Below are 15,417 nucleotides of genomic sequence, written 5' to 3' on the forward strand. Positions count from 1 at the left end.
ACGGTCACGAACCTGCCGCGACGAACGCCCCCGGGACCCCACGCCCAGGGGCGTTTTTCGTCGAACGCAGGATTCAAAGTGAAGCTCGAATCAGCGACGTTGCCGCTCGTTGGTGAAAAGGGCGCGTGATGCCGCAGGTGAACTACACCGTCGATTTCCTGGACGGCGTCTGGAAGGTCGGCCTGAACGGCAAGCACTTCGGCCCCTATTCCACTCTCGATGCCGCCGTCGCCGCCGCCAGCAAGGCCGCGCACAAGGCCGAAGAGCAGGGCTATGAGGCGCTGCTGACGATCAATTCCGTCGAGGAAGCGGTCGCGAAGGGCGACGCGGCCTGAAAGGTCCGGCTCGGAAGGGAATAATCGCGCGATGGGCCCTGGTGGCGGGGGGCGGGCTCGAACCGCCGACCTGTGGGTTATGAATCCACCGCTCTAACCAGCTGAGCTACCCAGCCAACTCAGGGCGCCCATCGCGCGAGGCGCGGGTTATAGGGGCGAAGCCGCTCCGCTTCAAGCGCTTGGGCGCACGCAAATCAGGCGCTAGGGTCGCACCTGCGATGAGCGTCCTGCACCTCCTGGGAACGGCCGGCGAAGGCGGCGCGGAGACCTACTTCGTCGACCTCGTGAAGGCGTTGAAGCGCGCGGGCGTGCCCGAGGCGGCGGTGATCCGGGCCAACGCGGGCCGCGAAGAGCGGCTGAAGACCGCCGGCGTGCCGGTGAAGGTGCTGCGGTTCGGCGGCCCCATCGACATCCTGACCCGCCCGGCCGCCGCCGGGTTCGCCGCGCTTCAGCACACCCAGGTGGCGCTGGCCTGGATGAACCGCGCCGCGCGCCACACCCCCCGGGGGCCCTGGGCCCGGATCGGGCGGCTGGGGGGCTACTACAGCCTCAAGTACTACAAGGGCTTCGACCACCTGGTGGCCAACACCGAGGACATCGCCGAGTGGATCGTGGGCCAGGGCTGGCCCGCGGGCCGGGTCACCTGCATCCCCAATTTCGCCGCCGCGCCGCCGCAGGGGCCCGCTGTGCCGCGCGCCAGCCTGGCGACCCCCGACGACGTCCCCCTCCTGCTGGCCATGGGTCGGCTGCACGAGGCCAAGGCCCACGACATGAGCCTGCACGCCCTGACCCAGCTGCCTGAGGCCTTCCTCTGGATCGCGGGCGTCGGCCCGCTGGAGGCCAAGCTGAAGGGCATGGCCGAGGCGCTGGGCGTCGCCGACCGGGTCCGCTTCCTGGGCTGGCGCACCGACGCCTCGGCGCTCTATCGCACCGCCGACGTCTGCCTGTTCCCGTCGCGCTACGAGCCGCTGGGCAACGTCGTGATCCAGTCCTGGGCTCACGGCCTGCCGGTGGTCGCCGCCGAGAGCCAGGGGCCGAAGGCGCTGATCCAGGACGGCAAGGACGGCCTGCTGGTCCCCATCGACGACGCCGACGCCCTGGCCGCGGGCGTGCGAAGCCTGCTGGCGGACCGCGACCTGCGGGACCGGCTGATCGCCGCCGGCACCCGGCGGGTGGACGCCGAGTTCTCGGAAGCCGCGGTCGTCGGCCAGTGGAAGAGCCTCTTCGCCGACTACGGAGCGGTCTGATGTGCGGGATCGCCGGCGTGCTGGGCGGCGAGGAGTCGGCCGCCGAGCCGATGATCCGCGCGCTGACCCACCGGGGTCCGAACGGCATCCGAACCGAATCTGTGGCCGGCGCGGCGCTGGCGCACGCGCGGCTGTCGATCATCGACCTGGAGGGCGGCTGGCAGCCGCTGCACGCCGCGGGCGGCACGGTCTGTGGCAACGGCGAGATCTACAACTTCGTGGAGCTGGCGGCCGAGCACGGGCTGTCCGACGTGCTGACCACCGGCTCGGATTTCGAGCCGCTGTTGCACCTCTACGCCCGCGAGGGCGAGGCGGCGTTCCGGCGCCTCCGGGGCATGTACGCCCTTTGCCTGATCGGCCCGGACGGCCGGGCGTTCCTGGCCCGTGACCCCTTCGGCATCAAGCCGCTCTACATCATGGAGCATGGGGGCGGCCTGGCCTTCGCCTCCGAGCCCCGCGCCTTCTTCGCGGCCGGCATGATGCAGAAGGTGCTGAACGATGAGGCGGCGCGCGAACTGCTGGAGCTCAACTACGTGCTGGGCGAACGCAGCATCTTCCAGGGCCTGCGCCGGCTGGCGCCGGGCGAAGTGGTCGAGGTGCGGGACGGGCGGATCGCGAGTGGGCATCGGCAATCGTTCCTCCCCCGCAAGGCGGGGGAGGTGTCGGCGAAGCTGACGGAGGGGGCGCTGCGGACGCACGGCGCCCAGTCCAGCGCCCCCTCCACCACGTCGTGGTCCCCCTCCCCCGCTGGCGCGGGGGAGGAACTTGGGCTGCTCGACCGTCTGGACCAGGTCCTCGAAGACAGCGTCCGCGTCCATCAGCGGTCGGACGTGCCGTATGGCCTGTTCCTGTCGGGCGGGATCGACAGCGCGGCGATCGCCACGCTGATGTCGCGGCTCAACGAACGGCCGGTGACGGCGTTTACCTGCGGTTTCGATGCGCCGGGCGCCAAGGACGAGCGAGCGCAGGCCGAGCGGGTCGCCCGCGCGCTGGACCTGGACTGGCGCGAGACCACCTTCGGCGAGGAGGACTTCTGGCGGATCCTGCCCCAGGTCGCCTGGGCGCTGGACGATCCCACCGCCGACTATGCGACCCTGCCGACGTACAAGCTGGCCGAGGCGGCCAAGGGCACGCTTACCGTAGTGCTGACCGGCGAGGGCGGCGACGAGCTGTTCGGCGGGTATGGCCGCTATCGCCGCGCGCTGCGCCCGGGCTGGCTGGGCGGACGGCCCGCCGAGCCGCGGGGTGCGAGCCCGCAGGTGCTGAGCGCCTGGCGCGAGGCGGCGCGGCCTCCGCAGAACCTCACCCGCCTGCAGGCCGCCCAGTGGGCCGACATGGTCACCTGGCTGCCGGGCGACCTGCTGCTGAAGCTGGACCGCTGCCTGATGGCGCACGGGCTGGAGGGCCGCACGCCGTTCCTGGACCCCGCCGTGGCCGCCTTCGCCTGGCCGCTGGCCGACCGCTTCAAGGTGCGGGGCGGCTACGGCAAGTGGCTGCTGCGCAAGTGGCTGGAGCGGACATGTCCGGCGGCCGCGCCCTGGGCGAAGAAGCAGGGGTTCACCGTGCCGGTCGAGTCTTGGATCGCGCCGCGGGCCGCCGACCTTGCCCGCAACTTGGGCAGTGTGGAGGCCGTCCGCCGGCTGGTCCCGGACGCCGCGCAGAGGATGCGGGCGGGTGAGAGCCGCTGGCCGTTGCTGTTCTTCGCGGTCTGGGCGTTGATCCATCTCGAAGGCGCGCAACCGAACGACGCGCTCGCCGCTCTCCTGGGATGACCTCGAGGATGACCATGAAGCCGTTCCTGATCGCGACCGCCTCCGCCGCCCTTTTGGCCGCCTGTGGAGGCCAGGCCGGACAGGCCCAGACCAGCGCCGCCGCCTCAGGGGGCGCGGTCGAGACGCGGCCGCCGAACGGCAAGGACCAGCAGCCGGCCTTCGCCGGGCAGACCCGCGCGCCCGAGCGCAAGGCGAACGTCGCCTTCGACGTGACCGACTACGTCACGGGGATCTCCCGCCCGTGGGGCCTGGCGTTCCTGCCCGACGGCGGCCTGCTGATCACCGAGCGCGGCGGCCGGCTGCGCCACTTCAAGGACGGCTCGCTGTCGGAGCCGGTCGCCGACGTCCCCGACGTCGACGCGCGCGACCAGGGCGGCCTGCTGGGCCTGGCGATCGACCCGAAGTTCGCCGACAACGGCCTGGTCTATCTGGCCTTCTCCGAGAAGGACGGGGGCCGCAACCACGCCGCGGTGGCCCGCGGTCGCCTGATCCTCAATGCGGGGCCTCCGCGCCTGGAGGGCGTGCAGGTGATCTGGCGCCAGACGCCGTCGCTGGCCTCGACCAAGCACTATGGCGGACGGCTGGTGTTCGCCCGCGACGGGACCCTGTTCATCACCGGCGGCGAACGCTCGATCACCGAGGGCCGCATGCAGGCCCAGCGCCTGGACGGGACGCTGGGCAAGGTGGTCCGGATCAACGCCGACGGCTCGATCCCCAGGGACAACCCCTTCGTCGGTCGCGCCGGCGTGAAGCCCGAAATCTTCTCCATCGGCCACCGCAACGTGCTGGGCGCGGGGATCAACCCGAAGACGGGCGAACTGTGGACCGTCGAGCATGGCACGCGGGGCGGCGACGAACTCAACATCGTGCGCGCGGGCAAGGACTACGGCTGGCCCACCATCGCCTACGGCATCGAGTACATGGGCGGCCCCATCACCGGCGGGATCACCCAGAAGGCCGGCATGGAGCAGCCCGTCTACTACTGGGACCCGGTGATCGCGCCCGGCGCGCTGGCCTTCTACGACAGCGACGTCGCGCCCGCCTGGAAGGGCAGCGTCTTCATCACGGGCCTGGGGCCCAAGTATCTCGCGCGCCTCACCCTCGACGGCGACAGGGTGGTGGGCGAGGAACGCCTGCTGAGCGAGGTGGGCGAGCGCCTGCGCGACGTGGTCGTGGGCCCCGACGGCGCCCTCTATGTCACCACCGACAGCGACAGGGGCCGCGTTCTGCGGGTGTCGCCGAAGCGCTGAGTTTGAGCCCTCCCCCTATCGGTGAGGCCCCTGCTAACCTGTCTGCCGCGACAAGAGTCGCTGGGGGAGCTGGGATGCGGATCTGGATGCTGGCGGCGGCGGCCGCGCTGACGGTCGGGACGGCGCAGGCGCAGACCCAGGTTCCGCGCTCGATCTTCACCGACCCGCCGGCCGATGCGAAGGCGCCGGCGGCCTCGGAGGTGCTGCACATCCCGAGCGGCGGGGTGGAGATCAACGGCCTGGCCTATCTCGCCGCCGGCCCGGGCCCGCACCCCACCGTCGTGCTGGCCCACGGCCTGCCGGGCAACGAGAAGAACCTGGACCTGGCCCAGGCGATCCGGCGCAGCGGCTGGAACGCGGTCACCTTCAACTATCGCGGCTCGTGGGGCAGTCCGGGCGCATTCAGCTTCCAGGGCAACCTCGACGACGCCAGGGCTGTCCTGGCCTATCTGCGCGATCCCGCCAACACCGCGCGCCTGCGGATCGACCCCAAGCGGATCGTCCTGGGCGGCCACAGCATGGGGGGCTGGGTGACCAGCCAGGTCGCCGGGTCGGATCCTGGGCTCAGCGGCGCGATCCTCATTTCGGCGGCCGACCTGAGCGCCCCGGCCGCAGCTCCGCTGGCGACGCGGCTGGACCTGGCCCGGTCGAACATGGAGGCGCTGAACACCACCGCCGAGGGCATGGCCGAGCAGATCGCGGGCCTGGGTCCCTACAGCTTCAAGGCCGCCGCGCCGGGGCTGGCGAAGCTGCCGGTGCTGGTGCTGACGTCGGACGACGGCCTGGCCCCTGTCGCCGAGGGCCTGGTCATGGACCTCAAGGGCCGCGGCGGGTGCGTGAAGATCGTGCACGCCGACACCGACCACAGCTGGAACACCGCGCGCATACGGCTGCAGACCGAGGTGGTCAGCTGGCTGGCGGGCCTGCCGAAGTAGCCGCGCGTCACGCCGGCTGGGGGACGCGCCCATACCGCCGGCCCAGGTCGGCCATCACGGCTTCGAACTCGGCGACCGTCTCGGCGATGATCTCGGCCACCGGCTTCACGCTGTCGATCCGCCCGGCCACCTGGCCCGACAGGGCGATGGCGGCCTCCATGTCGCCGCCGAAGTAGAGGTCCAGCGCGTTGGCCATCTCGGCCATGATGTTGGGCGGCGGCTCCAGCTCGAAGCGGGTGGTCTTCTCGGTGCGCAGCGCGCGCAGCGCCGGTCCCGGACCGTGCCGGTTCAGGAAGACGGTGTCCGTCTCCTTGGCGTTCACGATCATGTCCTTCCAGTTCTGGTGCACCGGACTCTCGGCCGCCGACACCATCCGGGTGCCCATCTGGACCGCCTCGGCGCCCAGGGCGAAGGCCGCGGCCATCGAGCGGCCGTCGGTGATCCCGCCGGCCGCGATGATCGGCACCCCGAACTTTGAGGCGACCAACGGCAGCAGCACCATGGTCGCCACGTCGCGCCCGTTCTTGAACCCGCCGCCCTCGCCGCCTTCCACCACCAGCCCGTCGACGCCCGCGTCGATCGCCTTCTGGGCGGCGGCCAGCGACGGCACCACATGGAACACGGTCAGGCCCTTGCTCTTCAGCGCGTCGCAGTAGCGGTTGGGGTCGCCCGCCGAGGTGGTGACGAACTTGACGCCCTGGTCCGCCACGAAGCTCACGATGTCGGGGTCGCGCACGAAGGCCTGGGCCACGTTGATCCCCCACGGCTTGTCCGTGAGGGTCTTCATCTTCCCCACCTCCTCGCGCACCTCGTCGAGGCGGCCGGACGAGGTCTCGATGATCCCCAGCCCGCCGGCGTTCGACACGGCGCTGGCCAGCTGCGAGCGCGCGATCCAGCCCATCGGCGCCTGCACGATCGGATACTTCACACCCAGCAGATCGGTGAGGCGGTTCTTCATGGCGTTCTCCCTGGCGCGAAGTAGAGCCCCATGCCGTCGCGGAACTCAAACCTGCCACCGCTCGCGTGTGAGTTTCGCCACAGACGGCCGCGGCGGTGTGATGCACACCCTAAGGAGGGCAAATCGGGGACGGCTATGAAGCGACTGGGGGCTTGGTTCGCGCTGATCGGCGTGTTGGTTCTGGTGGTGGTGCTCGGCAACACGGCCTACGCGATCTTCGGCTCGCAGCAGGCCTGTCCGCCGGTCGGCAGACAGGCGCCCGCCACCGGCTTCGTGGGAACATCCGACGAGAAGTTCGGCTCGAACGACCAGCTCTGTATCGCCTGGCGGCCGAAGGCCTATTTCGCCAAGGAGGTCCAAGCCCAGAGCGAAGTGGAAGCGTTGGTGACGAAGGCCAAGGCGGCGCGGGACGCCGCCGACGCCGCGCTCGCCGCGACGGGCGCAGCCACCGACCGACCCGCCCGCGAAAACGCCCTCAAGACCGCCCAGACCGACCTCGCCTCCGCCGAGGCCAAGTTGTCCGGGCTGCCGAAGGATGCCAGGGTCGTTCTCTTCGTCGAGGACAAGCCCACCGAGATCGGCTTCGTGGCGCGGGTTCCCGCACCGGCGGACGCGGACGCCTGGGAGTGGCGACCGATCCCGCTGCGGGCGTCCGAAGATCACAACAGCGAGGCCGCCAAGGCGTGGCGGGAGGTCCTGGGCGGCGTCAGCCTCGAAGGCAGCCGTCCCGTGAAGGTCGGATTGGGCGATTTCGAAGCCAAGCTGCCGCGTCGCGGCGCCTCGATCGAGGGCTTGAAAGTCAGTGCGTTCGAGTACGCATGGCTGGCCGTCGGCGGCGTCGGATTCCTTCTCACGATGGCCGGTCTCGTCATGCTGGGCTGGCGCACCCGGATGCTGCGGGTCCGCAAGCCGGACTCTGACGAGGACAACCCGATCTTCAGCCTGGCGCGCCTGCAGATGGTGTGGTGGTTCGCCCTCTCGCTCGCGGGTTTCCTGTTCGTCTGGCTGACGACGGGCCAGTGGATAGGCGTGATGACACCGGCGGTCGTCGGGCTTCTGGGCATCTCCGGTGTCTCCGGGCTCGCCGCCGTGGCGATCGACACCACGCCTGCGACCGGGCCCACCGCCGCCGCGCGCGGCGCACAATCGAGCGGCTTCTTCGCCGACATTCTGTCCGACGGCGAGACCATAGCCCTGCACCGCGTCCAGATGTTCGCCTGGACCCTGGTGCTGGGGCTGATCTTCGTTTGGACGGTCGTGTCGAAGTACACGATGCCAGCGTTCGACCCGACGCTCCTGGCGCTCAGCGGCATAGTCAACGGGCTCTACCTCGGCTTCAAGTTCCCGGAGAACAAGGCGACCGCCGCCGCGGCCCAGCCTGACGGGGCTTAGAGCCCCAGCCGCTTTGCGACTTCCTCGCCGATCGCCAGCGAGGAGGTGAGGCCGGGGCTTTCGATGCCGAACAGGGCGACCAAGCCGGGCACTGCGTGGATGTCGGCGCCGTCCAGCCGGAAGTCGGGCTGGGGCTCGCCGGGGCCGTGGAGCTTGGGGCGGACGCCGGCGTAGTCGGGGCTGAGCGCGCCGTCGGGCAGGCCCGGCCAGAACTTGCGGATGTAGCGGTAGAATTCGTCGGCCTTGGCCGGGTCCACCGAGTAGTCGGGCGCGTCCACGAAGCTGAGGTCGGGCCCGAACACCCCCTGCCCGCCCAGGTCGCGGCGGTAGTGGGTGCCCAGGGCGCCGGGGATCGGCGGCGGATAGATCAGCCGCTGGAAGGGCGCCTTGCCGGTCAGCCGGAAGTAGACGCCCTTGCCGAAGTGGGCCTTCGGGATGAGGTCCTTGGGGAAGCCCTCGATGGTCGCCGCGACGCCCTGGGCCGACAGCCCCGGCGCGGTCACCAGGTAGCGGCAGGTCAGCGTCGTGGGCTCGGCGCCCCCGGCCCGGACCGAGAAGCCGCCGCCGTCCAGCGGGGTCGCGCCCTCGAACGGCGTCGCCAGCACGACCGCGCCGCCCGCCGCCTCGATCTCGCCCTGCAGCGCCAGCATGTAGGCGTGGCTTTCCAGCACGCCGCTCTCGGGGCTGAGCAGTGCGCCTTCGCAGGACAGCTCGGGCTCCAGCGCCAGGGTCTCGGCCTTGGACAGCCGGCGCATGCCTTCCACATCGTTCGCCTGGGCCTGGGCCAGGATCGCGTCGAGCCGCTCCAGCTCGGCCGCCCCGGCCACGACCAGCTTGCCGCAGCGGTCGTACTCCACGTGATGGGCGTCGCAGAAGGCGTACATCATGCGGCGGCCCTCGACGCACAGCCGCGCCTTCAGCGAGCCGGTGGCGTAGTAGAGCCCGCCGTGGATCACCTCGGAATTGCGCGACGAGACGCCCTGGCCGATGGCCTGCTCCTGCTCCAGGACCGCGACCACCAGCCCGCGTTGGCTCAGCGCATAGCCGCAGCCCAGGCCCACGGCGCCCGCGCCCACGACCACCGCATCGAAATCAAAATCGGCCATGCCGTGGGGTTAGCGGGCCGGCCCCGCGTTGTCATCCCACCGCTTGCGCCGCGCGATGGCGCCCCGCCGCTCAAATCGGTAGAGGTCGGCAAAGCGGCCCGAGGAGCCCGAGATGACGGTGAAAGACATCCACGGCCTGGAGATGACCGGCGCCAGCGTCAGGGCGGCCGAACTGTACCAGACCGCGCGCGAGCGGTTCCACGCCTACGCCGGCGACAGCTTCACCCCGCTGATGGGCGCGCTGGCCGACAGCCCGGCGTTCGTCATGGCCCATGTGCTCAAGGCCTGGATGACCGTCATCGCCGCCAACACCCATGTGACGGCCATGGGCGTCGCCGCGTTCGAGACGGCCCGTACCCTGCCGATGAACGCCCGCGAGGCCGGACATGTGGCGGCGATCGGCGCGCTGCTGGCCGGCGAGGTGCGGGCGGCTGCGCGGATCCTGCAGGACGTGGCGGCCGACTATCCGCACGACGTGCTGGCGCTGCAGACGGGCCAGACGCTGGACTTCCTGCAGGGTGACAGCCGCATGCTGCGCGACCGCATCGAGGCCGTGCTGCCGCACTGGTCGCCGGACCGGCCCGAGTGGCACGCGATCCTGGGCCTGCACGCGTTCGGCCTGGAGGAGACCGGCCACTTCGACCGCGCCGAGGCGGCCGGGCGCGCGTGCGTGGCGCTGGAGCCCGCCAACAACTGGGGCCAGCACGCGGTGGCCCACGTGATGGTCATGCAGGGCCGCCACGCCGACGGCGTGCGCTGGATGCGGCACGAGAACACGGCCTGGCAGCCCGAGGCGCAGCTGGGCGTCCACAACTGGTGGCACACCGCGCTCTTCCATCTGGGCCTGGGCGAGACCGACGCGGTGCTGCAGCTGTACGACGGCCCGATCTATGGCGAGGACGCCACCACCTTCGCCTTCGACATGGTGGATAGCGCTGCCCTGCTCTGGCGGCTGCAGCTCCTGGGCGTGGACGTGGGCGAGCGCTGGACGCGACTGGCCGACAACTTCGCCACCGAGCCGCATGGCCGCTCGGCCTTCGTCGACACCCACGCCATGCTGGCCTACGTCGGCGCGGGCCAGACCGAGCGGGTGCGGGCGCTGCTGGACAGCCAGGGCCAGGCGATCGCCGGGCCGGGCGACAACGCCGCCTTCGTGCGCGAGGCCGGCCTGCCCGCGTGCGAGGCCATCGCGGCCTTCGGCGAGGGCCGCTTCGCCCGCGCGGTCGAGCTGCTGAGCAGCGTGCGCGGCCAGACCCACCGCTTCGGCGGCAGCCACGCCCAGCGCGACGTCCTGGACCTGACGCTGATCGCCGCCGCCCGCGCGGCCGGGGACGAGGGCCTGGCGCAGGCGTTGCTGGCCGAACGCGCGGGCGGCATTCCCCTGCCCGAGTACGCCCGGTCATTGGCGGCCTGATCTTCCCCGTCAGCGCGCGCCGCAGACGCTGTTCGTTTGACCACGAACCACACGAACCACACGAACCACACGAACGGAGCCCTCCGCTCGCAAGGCGTCGGAAGCCCGACCCGGGCCGTGTGGTTCGTGGTTGAATCTTGTCGGCGCTGACGCGCCACCCAGGCCATACGGAGAGAAGCGGTCGCTAGGCGCCGGACGTCGGAGCCCTTAGCTTCCCCGCAAAATCGGGGAGGCGTTTCATGCGGATGGTGATCGGGCTGGCGGCGGCGCTGGCGTTGGGCGGGGCGGCGCAGGCGCAGGTCCCGCTGGATCCCAAGACGCCGTCGATCCTCTTCTGGACGCCGCAGCAGCAGAGCGACGGCTACCGGTCGATGGAGACGGTCTATAAGGCCGAGATCGTGAAGCGCGGGAAGAAGGTCCACCCCCTCCCGCTGGCGCCCAAGCAGATCGCGCCCACGTGGGAGCACGAGGGCAAGGCCTGGACGGTCGACAGCTACATGGCCGCCTACAACGTCTCGGGCATCCTGGTGCTCAAGGACGGCAGGATCGTGCTGGAAAAGTACGGCATGGGCCGCCGGCCGCAGGACCGCTGGACCTCGTTCTCGGTCGCCAAGTCCGTGACCTCGACCCTGGTGGGGGCCGCGATCCAGGACGGCAAGATCAAGAGCCTGTCGGCCCCGGTCACCGACTACATCCCCGAGCTCAAGGGCTCGGGCTACGACGGCGTCACTGTCCGCCAGCTGTTGATGATGAGCTCGGGCGTGAAGTGGAACGAGGACTACGTCGACCCCAACTCGGACGTCTCGCGCTCGACCACTCTGCCGATGGAGCCCGGCAAGAACTCGCTGGTCACCTACATGAGCCGCCTGCCCCGGGCGCATCCGCCTGGGACGATGTTCAACTACTCGACCGGCGAGACCGACCTGGTGGGCATCCTGGTCTCGAACGCGGTCGGCAAGTCGGTGTCGGAATACGCCTCGGAGAAGATCTGGAAGCCGTACGGCATGGATAGCGACGCCGTCTGGGTGACAGACCCGGCGGGCCATGAGCGCGGCGGCTGCTGCATGTCGCTGACGCTGCGCGACTACGGCCGCGTGGGCCAGTTCATCCTCGACGGCGGCAAGGCGGGCGGGAAGCAGATCCTGCCGCCCACCTGGACCGCCGAGGCCACCACGCCGCAGATCACCAACGGCACGCGCGAGCGAGGCTACGGCTACTTCTGGTGGATGCCGGACTCCGGCGCCTACGAGGCCCGCGGCATCTTCGGCCAGTCGATCACAACCCACCGCGACGACCGCATCATCATCGTGACGAACGCGGCATGGCCGCGCGCGACCGGCCGCGACCTGAGCGTGGCGCGGAACGCGTTCATCCAGGCGGCGTACGCGGCGGCGAAGGGGAACTAGCCCGCGCCCCGCAATCGGTTGTGGATGGCGGTCGCCGCGATGGCGGCCTCGCCGACGCCGACGGCGATCTGGTTCAGGCCGCGCACCACGTCGCCCGCGGCGTAGAGGCCGTCCACGCTGGTCATCTGGTGGGCGTCGACGATCAGGTTGTTGAGCTCGTCCTGCCGGGCGCCCGCCGCCACGGCCAGGCCGGACTGCGCCGCGCAGCCCAGGGCCAGGTAGAGGTGGTCGAAGCGGCGCTCAGGCTCGCCGCCCTGTCGCAGAACCATGCCTTGCCCGTCGAGCCGCAGGTCCTCCAGCGCGATCCGCTTGCCGGGGCAGTCGTGAGCCTCGCCCACCAGCAGCACCTCGACGTCGGCGCTGTAGGTGCGCAGGAAGTTCGCCTCGCGCTCGCCCAGGTCGCTGTCGGTCAGCACCGCGATGCGGCTGTCGACGGCCTCGAACGCATCACAGATCGGGCACATCCTCACGCGGCTGTCGCGGATGGCGGCCTCCAGGCCCGGGATGGGCGGCAGGTGGTCGACGACGCCGGTCGCCAGCAAGACCGCCGGGACGTTGATGAACCCGAACGACCCGCCCAGCCGAAAGCCGTCCGGCGTGCGCTGCAGCTCGTCCACCCGTCCGGATCGCGCGACGGCGCCGAACGCGAGCGCCTGTTCGCACAGACGGGCCAGCAGGGCCGGCCCGCCGATACCGTTCGGGAATCCAGGCGTATTGTGGCTCTCTGGAATCCAGCCCGCCCGGGACGGACCGCCGTCGAGCACCAGGACCCGTCGGCGAAAGCGGGCCAGATAGGTGGCCGCCGTCAGGCCGGCGGGCCCGGCGCCCACGACCACGACGTCCCACGGCTGTTCGTCTGGCAGGAGGGCGGTCACGCGGCGCGCGCCCGGGGCAAATCGATGGAGGGCATGCAGGCGCAACGCGCAGACCCGCAACTCGTGGCGCCGCTTGGCGGCTGAACGGCCTAAGCCGCCGCGCCCCCGCGCCAGCGGAAGCTGTCCAGCCGCATCAGGCGGCGCACGCGGCCCGCGTCGTCGTCGAGCCAGGCCTTGGTCCCGGCCAGGCCCACCACGCGGAAGATCGGCATGCCGCCGGCCTCCACCGAAACCACATCGCCCACCTGAACCGGCCGCTCGGCGGCATGGTCCAGGAGCTCCCACTTGATGGCCGCAGAGGCCATTGTCGTCATCCTCATCAACCGTCCGCACGGCGCGGATCGTGACCCGACGCTAGCGGGCGGCGGCTGAGGAGCGTCTGAGGGCGATGTTTAGCCGGCGTTCAGTTTCGGCGCAGACGGCGCTGGACTTGGGCGTCCGCGCCGGGCGTGATGCGGGCGATGACCCATCGGCGAACGAACGTGATGACGGCCGCGGCCCTGGCCGCGGCGCTGGCGGCCGCTCCGGCCGTGGCGGAAGACGCCGTCCCGCCCTCGGTCATGGAGAAGGACGGCTGGACCCTCGTCACCGCCAGCGACGACACCTGGGTCTACATGCGCCCGGTCGGCGCGGTGGCCGGCGACCTGCGGCGCGTCTGGACCGCCTACGACAGCGACAAGACCCTGAAGCGCGACGGCTTCTCGTTCCGCTCGGTGCGCAGCCTGGGCGAATACGACTGCCGCCAGAAGCTCAACCGCGTGGTCGACGAGTTCTACCACGACGGCGCCGGCCTCACCGGCCGCACCTGGCGCTCACCGATGTTCCGCGCCACCCCCTGGGCCGCCGTCGAGCCCAACTCCGTCGGCGCCATGCGCATGGCGTTCGCCTGCCGGGTGCTGGTGGCGACATGAGTCGGGGGCCTTTTTTGTTCTTGTTTTGTTCTTGACTTGACGCGTTGGCCCTGACAAAATGCTTCTCGTGGGCTGATGGGATCGGGCGTGGGCCTGACCGGCGACTTGGCGCCTGCCAAGGGCTGATTTCCCTTCAGAGCGGCGGCTCGACCAAGGGAAGCACTTATGATCAGACGACAGACGGATCCGGCCCAACTCGAGGGGCAGGAGCTGGAGAAGTGGTACAGGCGGTCGCCGGAAGAGGTTCAGGCAGAGCGCTCTTCGCGTGAGCAGGCGGAACACGATGCCTTCTACTCCTTTGAGGGCCTGCCGGAATCGGAGGCCTGGGAGGAGGCGTTCTATCGTGGCCCAGCCGCGCCCAGGCCAGCCCCTATGCCTAGTCCGATACGGGATCGAGCCCGACCTGCCGGCCCTTCTGATGGCATGCCCCCGCCGCCCGGCGCCCGCGGAAGCTTCTTCGGCACTCACTCGATCGACTACCCGAACCCAGCTGTTCCGGCGCCCCTCGACAGGGTTGAGCGATCCCTCGGGGGGACGAAGCCATTTCTTCTAAGCGACGGCACGTTCGCCGACGCGCAGGAAATCGAGAAAATCTACGCAGAGCAGCTTCGTCGCGCTCGCGGTGAGGACGACGACTACGAACCGGCCGGATGGGTTCGCACCGAGGACAAGCTCAAGGATGGATACATCCCCCGTGCAGACCAACTCGCGAAGGGTCAACGTGAGAGCGACGCGACGTGTCATCCTAACGGCGGATGGGAGCGCGATCCTCACTTCAAGCGCTACTCAGAACGTGCCCGGCGGTATGAGAAGCAGGTCACTCGGGCCGAAGGCCTCGATTACGTCGTTCGCGTTCCCGGCCAGAAGCCCGTCAAGTTCGATGGATGCGCGGTTTGGGATCCCCGCCACCCTCTGCTCGAAGCCAAGGGTCCGGGTTATGAAGCGCTTGTCGACGTCGCGAAGAAGTATGGATTCTACCGTTCCGTGAGAGACGGGCCGGTCGACCAGTCCAACCGCCAGACGACTGCTGCGCAGGGACGTCCCATTGACTGGCACTATGCGGAAAGAGGTGCGCGGGCTTTCTTCGAAGCCAACGTAGGCCCTCGGCCGCCGATAGCGTTGCGCCACACACCTGCTCAGTAGAATAGGGCCCAGCTGCAGATGTTCTCGGACGAAGCACACTACTCACGAAGTTTCATCTTCGGCTGGCCCGCAAGGCCTGAGCCAGCGATCTCTATCGCAGCTCGCATCCGCACCATGACCAAGCGTCTGGCAGAGATTGATCCGCGCCTCAGCCTGATCTGGCCGCAGTTCGAGTCCAGGGCCATTCGTCCGACAGACCCCGGCCCGGTGCTCGAATTGACCGACGCCGAGTTGGGCGACCTCATCGATCGCCGCGCCCGCTTTGATCCGCCGCGTTTTCCTGCCCCGGTCGATCCCATGGGCTACTCCATCGCGCTGGGTGCAAGCCCCAAATCTCCATTGCGGGACTATGGCGCCAACGTCTACGCCGGCCGCTGGGGTGACTGTCCTTCCGAGAACTTCATCGACCTGGGCATCGACGACGATCATCCAGTTTGGTGCGACTCGGGCCTGGCCTCGACGGTTCTGGGCATCCTGATCGGAACCTGGGAGGCGCAATGGGCCTGCGCCGTCGGGCTGCCTCGCAGCGGGAGCGGCAACACGATCGGTCGGCCGTTCCTCACCTGGCGTTCAGCGACGATCGGCGAGATTCCACGCATGTTTGCCGACACCGGCCCGCCCGCGGAAACCCGCCCGCTCCTGGGCGGCGAGCTGCAGGTTTGGCCCTAGCCCC

The 15,417-nt window shown here is 70.2% G+C and carries 14 protein-coding genes, 1 tRNA gene and 1 pseudogene; 11 read left to right on the plus strand and 5 right to left on the minus strand.

Going from position 1 to position 15,417, the window contains the following annotated elements; genetic code table 11:
- Nucleotides 1–128 precede the first annotated feature (128 nt).
- On the plus strand, nucleotides 129–335 hold the full coding sequence (locus ACQ66R_RS07500) for a hypothetical protein (protein ID WP_293363177.1): 207 nt from the start codon (nucleotides 129–131) through the stop codon (nucleotides 333–335).
- Nucleotides 336–374: 39 nt separating this feature from the next.
- Here ACQ66R_RS07500 and ACQ66R_RS07505 read toward each other — a convergent pair.
- Nucleotides 375–451: transfer RNA gene (locus ACQ66R_RS07505), tRNA-Met, on the minus strand.
- 102 nt (nucleotides 452–553) lie between these two features.
- Between ACQ66R_RS07505 and ACQ66R_RS07510 the strand changes: the two genes are divergently transcribed.
- The 4 genes from ACQ66R_RS07510 (at nucleotide 554) to ACQ66R_RS07525 (ending at nucleotide 5,539) form a co-directional block, all read left to right on the plus strand.
- Nucleotides 554–1,582, plus strand: coding sequence for a glycosyltransferase (locus ACQ66R_RS07510; RefSeq protein ID WP_430420652.1), 1,029 nt, complete (start codon nucleotides 554–556; stop codon nucleotides 1,580–1,582).
- On the plus strand, nucleotides 1,582–3,354 hold the full coding sequence (gene asnB / locus ACQ66R_RS07515; protein WP_430420653.1) for an asparagine synthase (glutamine-hydrolyzing): 1,773 nt from the start codon (nucleotides 1,582–1,584) through the stop codon (nucleotides 3,352–3,354). The genes ACQ66R_RS07510 and asnB overlap by 1 nt, the downstream gene beginning before the upstream one ends.
- 14 nt (nucleotides 3,355–3,368) lie before the next feature.
- Entirely contained in the window at nucleotides 3,369–4,604 is a 1,236-nt protein-coding gene (locus ACQ66R_RS07520) for a PQQ-dependent sugar dehydrogenase (RefSeq protein WP_430426237.1), read from the plus strand.
- A 74-nt stretch (nucleotides 4,605–4,678) separates the two neighbouring features.
- Nucleotides 4,679–5,539, plus strand: a complete 861-nt coding sequence (locus tag ACQ66R_RS07525; protein ID WP_430420655.1) for an alpha/beta hydrolase family protein — start codon at nucleotides 4,679–4,681, stop codon at nucleotides 5,537–5,539.
- 7 nt (nucleotides 5,540–5,546) lie between these two features.
- Here the strand turns inward: ACQ66R_RS07525 and ACQ66R_RS07530 are convergent.
- Nucleotides 5,547–6,500, minus strand: a pseudogene (locus ACQ66R_RS07530) (NAD(P)H-dependent flavin oxidoreductase); the annotation flags it as partial.
- Between the two features lie 27 nt (nucleotides 6,501–6,527).
- On the opposite strand from ACQ66R_RS07530, the gene ACQ66R_RS07535 reads away from it, so the two are divergent.
- Nucleotides 6,528–7,889, plus strand: a complete 1,362-nt coding sequence (locus ACQ66R_RS07535) for a hypothetical protein (protein WP_430420657.1) — start codon at nucleotides 6,528–6,530, stop codon at nucleotides 7,887–7,889.
- On the opposite strand, the gene ACQ66R_RS07540 is transcribed toward ACQ66R_RS07535, so the two are convergent.
- Complete coding sequence (locus ACQ66R_RS07540; protein ID WP_430420658.1) at nucleotides 7,886–8,995, minus strand: NAD(P)/FAD-dependent oxidoreductase; 1,110 nt, start codon at nucleotides 8,993–8,995, stop codon at nucleotides 7,886–7,888. The two genes, ACQ66R_RS07535 and ACQ66R_RS07540, sit on opposite strands and share 4 nt — an antisense overlap.
- A 112-nt stretch (nucleotides 8,996–9,107) precedes the next feature.
- On the opposite strand from ACQ66R_RS07540, the gene ACQ66R_RS07545 reads away from it, so the two are divergent.
- Entirely contained in the window at nucleotides 9,108–10,409 is a 1,302-nt protein-coding gene (locus ACQ66R_RS07545; RefSeq protein ID WP_430420660.1) for a tetratricopeptide repeat protein, read from the plus strand.
- A gap of 239 nt (nucleotides 10,410–10,648) precedes the next feature.
- On the plus strand, nucleotides 10,649–11,815 hold the full coding sequence (locus ACQ66R_RS07550; protein WP_430420662.1) for a serine hydrolase domain-containing protein: 1,167 nt from the start codon (nucleotides 10,649–10,651) through the stop codon (nucleotides 11,813–11,815).
- On the opposite strand, the gene ACQ66R_RS07555 is transcribed toward ACQ66R_RS07550, so the two are convergent.
- Both ACQ66R_RS07555 and ACQ66R_RS07560 read right to left on the minus strand, forming a co-directional pair.
- The gene (locus tag ACQ66R_RS07555) at nucleotides 11,812–12,690 is read right to left on the minus strand and encodes an NAD(P)/FAD-dependent oxidoreductase (RefSeq protein WP_430420664.1); all 879 of its coding nucleotides are present in this window, start codon (nucleotides 12,688–12,690) and stop codon (nucleotides 11,812–11,814) included. The genes ACQ66R_RS07550 and ACQ66R_RS07555 overlap by 4 nt on opposite strands.
- An 89-nt stretch (nucleotides 12,691–12,779) precedes the next feature.
- Nucleotides 12,780–12,995: a hypothetical protein gene (locus tag ACQ66R_RS07560; protein WP_430420666.1), complete on the minus strand. Its 216-nt coding sequence runs from the start codon at nucleotides 12,993–12,995 to the stop codon at nucleotides 12,780–12,782.
- A 156-nt stretch (nucleotides 12,996–13,151) separates the two neighbouring features.
- Here ACQ66R_RS07560 and ACQ66R_RS07565 point away from each other — a divergent pair, with 156 nt between their 5' ends.
- The 3 genes from ACQ66R_RS07565 (at nucleotide 13,152) to ACQ66R_RS07575 (ending at nucleotide 15,413) form a co-directional block, all read left to right on the plus strand.
- Nucleotides 13,152–13,601, plus strand: a complete 450-nt coding sequence (locus tag ACQ66R_RS07565; RefSeq protein WP_430420668.1) for a surface-adhesin E family protein — start codon at nucleotides 13,152–13,154, stop codon at nucleotides 13,599–13,601.
- Between the two features lie 165 nt (nucleotides 13,602–13,766).
- Complete coding sequence (locus tag ACQ66R_RS07570; RefSeq protein ID WP_430420670.1) at nucleotides 13,767–14,744, plus strand: hypothetical protein; 978 nt, start codon at nucleotides 13,767–13,769, stop codon at nucleotides 14,742–14,744.
- Nucleotides 14,745–14,858: 114 nt separating this feature from the next.
- Nucleotides 14,859–15,413 (plus strand): hypothetical protein, encoded by a 555-nt coding sequence (locus tag ACQ66R_RS07575; protein WP_430420671.1) that lies wholly within the window; start codon nucleotides 14,859–14,861, stop codon nucleotides 15,411–15,413.
- Nucleotides 15,414–15,417 lie beyond the last annotated feature (4 nt).

Origin of the sequence: Phenylobacterium sp., assembly GCF_965284355.1 — a bacterium.
Lineage (GTDB): Bacteria > Pseudomonadota > Alphaproteobacteria > Caulobacterales > Caulobacteraceae > Phenylobacterium.

Coding starts and splice junctions, on each gene's coding strand:
- ACQ66R_RS07510 (WP_430420652.1), top strand. CDS start 554: ATGAGCGTCCTGCACCTCCTGGGAACGGCCGGCGAAGGCGGCGCGGAG.
- ACQ66R_RS07565 (WP_430420668.1), top strand. CDS start 13,152: ATGACCCATCGGCGAACGAACGTGATGACGGCCGCGGCCCTGGCCGCG.
- ACQ66R_RS07520 (WP_430426237.1), top strand. CDS start 3,369: ATGAAGCCGTTCCTGATCGCGACCGCCTCCGCCGCCCTTTTGGCCGCC.
- ACQ66R_RS07560 (WP_430420666.1), bottom strand. CDS start 12,995: ATGGCCTCTGCGGCCATCAAGTGGGAGCTCCTGGACCATGCCGCCGAG.
- ACQ66R_RS07500 (WP_293363177.1), top strand. CDS start 129: ATGCCGCAGGTGAACTACACCGTCGATTTCCTGGACGGCGTCTGGAAG.
- asnB (WP_430420653.1), top strand. CDS start 1,582: ATGTGCGGGATCGCCGGCGTGCTGGGCGGCGAGGAGTCGGCCGCCGAG.
- ACQ66R_RS07540 (WP_430420658.1), bottom strand. CDS start 8,995: ATGGCCGATTTTGATTTCGATGCGGTGGTCGTGGGCGCGGGCGCCGTG.
- ACQ66R_RS07570 (WP_430420670.1), top strand. CDS start 13,767: ATGATCAGACGACAGACGGATCCGGCCCAACTCGAGGGGCAGGAGCTG.
- ACQ66R_RS07525 (WP_430420655.1), top strand. CDS start 4,679: ATGCGGATCTGGATGCTGGCGGCGGCGGCCGCGCTGACGGTCGGGACG.
- ACQ66R_RS07550 (WP_430420662.1), top strand. CDS start 10,649: ATGCGGATGGTGATCGGGCTGGCGGCGGCGCTGGCGTTGGGCGGGGCG.
- ACQ66R_RS07535 (WP_430420657.1), top strand. CDS start 6,528: ATGCCGTCGCGGAACTCAAACCTGCCACCGCTCGCGTGTGAGTTTCGC.
- ACQ66R_RS07575 (WP_430420671.1), top strand. CDS start 14,859: ATGACCAAGCGTCTGGCAGAGATTGATCCGCGCCTCAGCCTGATCTGG.
- ACQ66R_RS07545 (WP_430420660.1), top strand. CDS start 9,108: ATGACGGTGAAAGACATCCACGGCCTGGAGATGACCGGCGCCAGCGTC.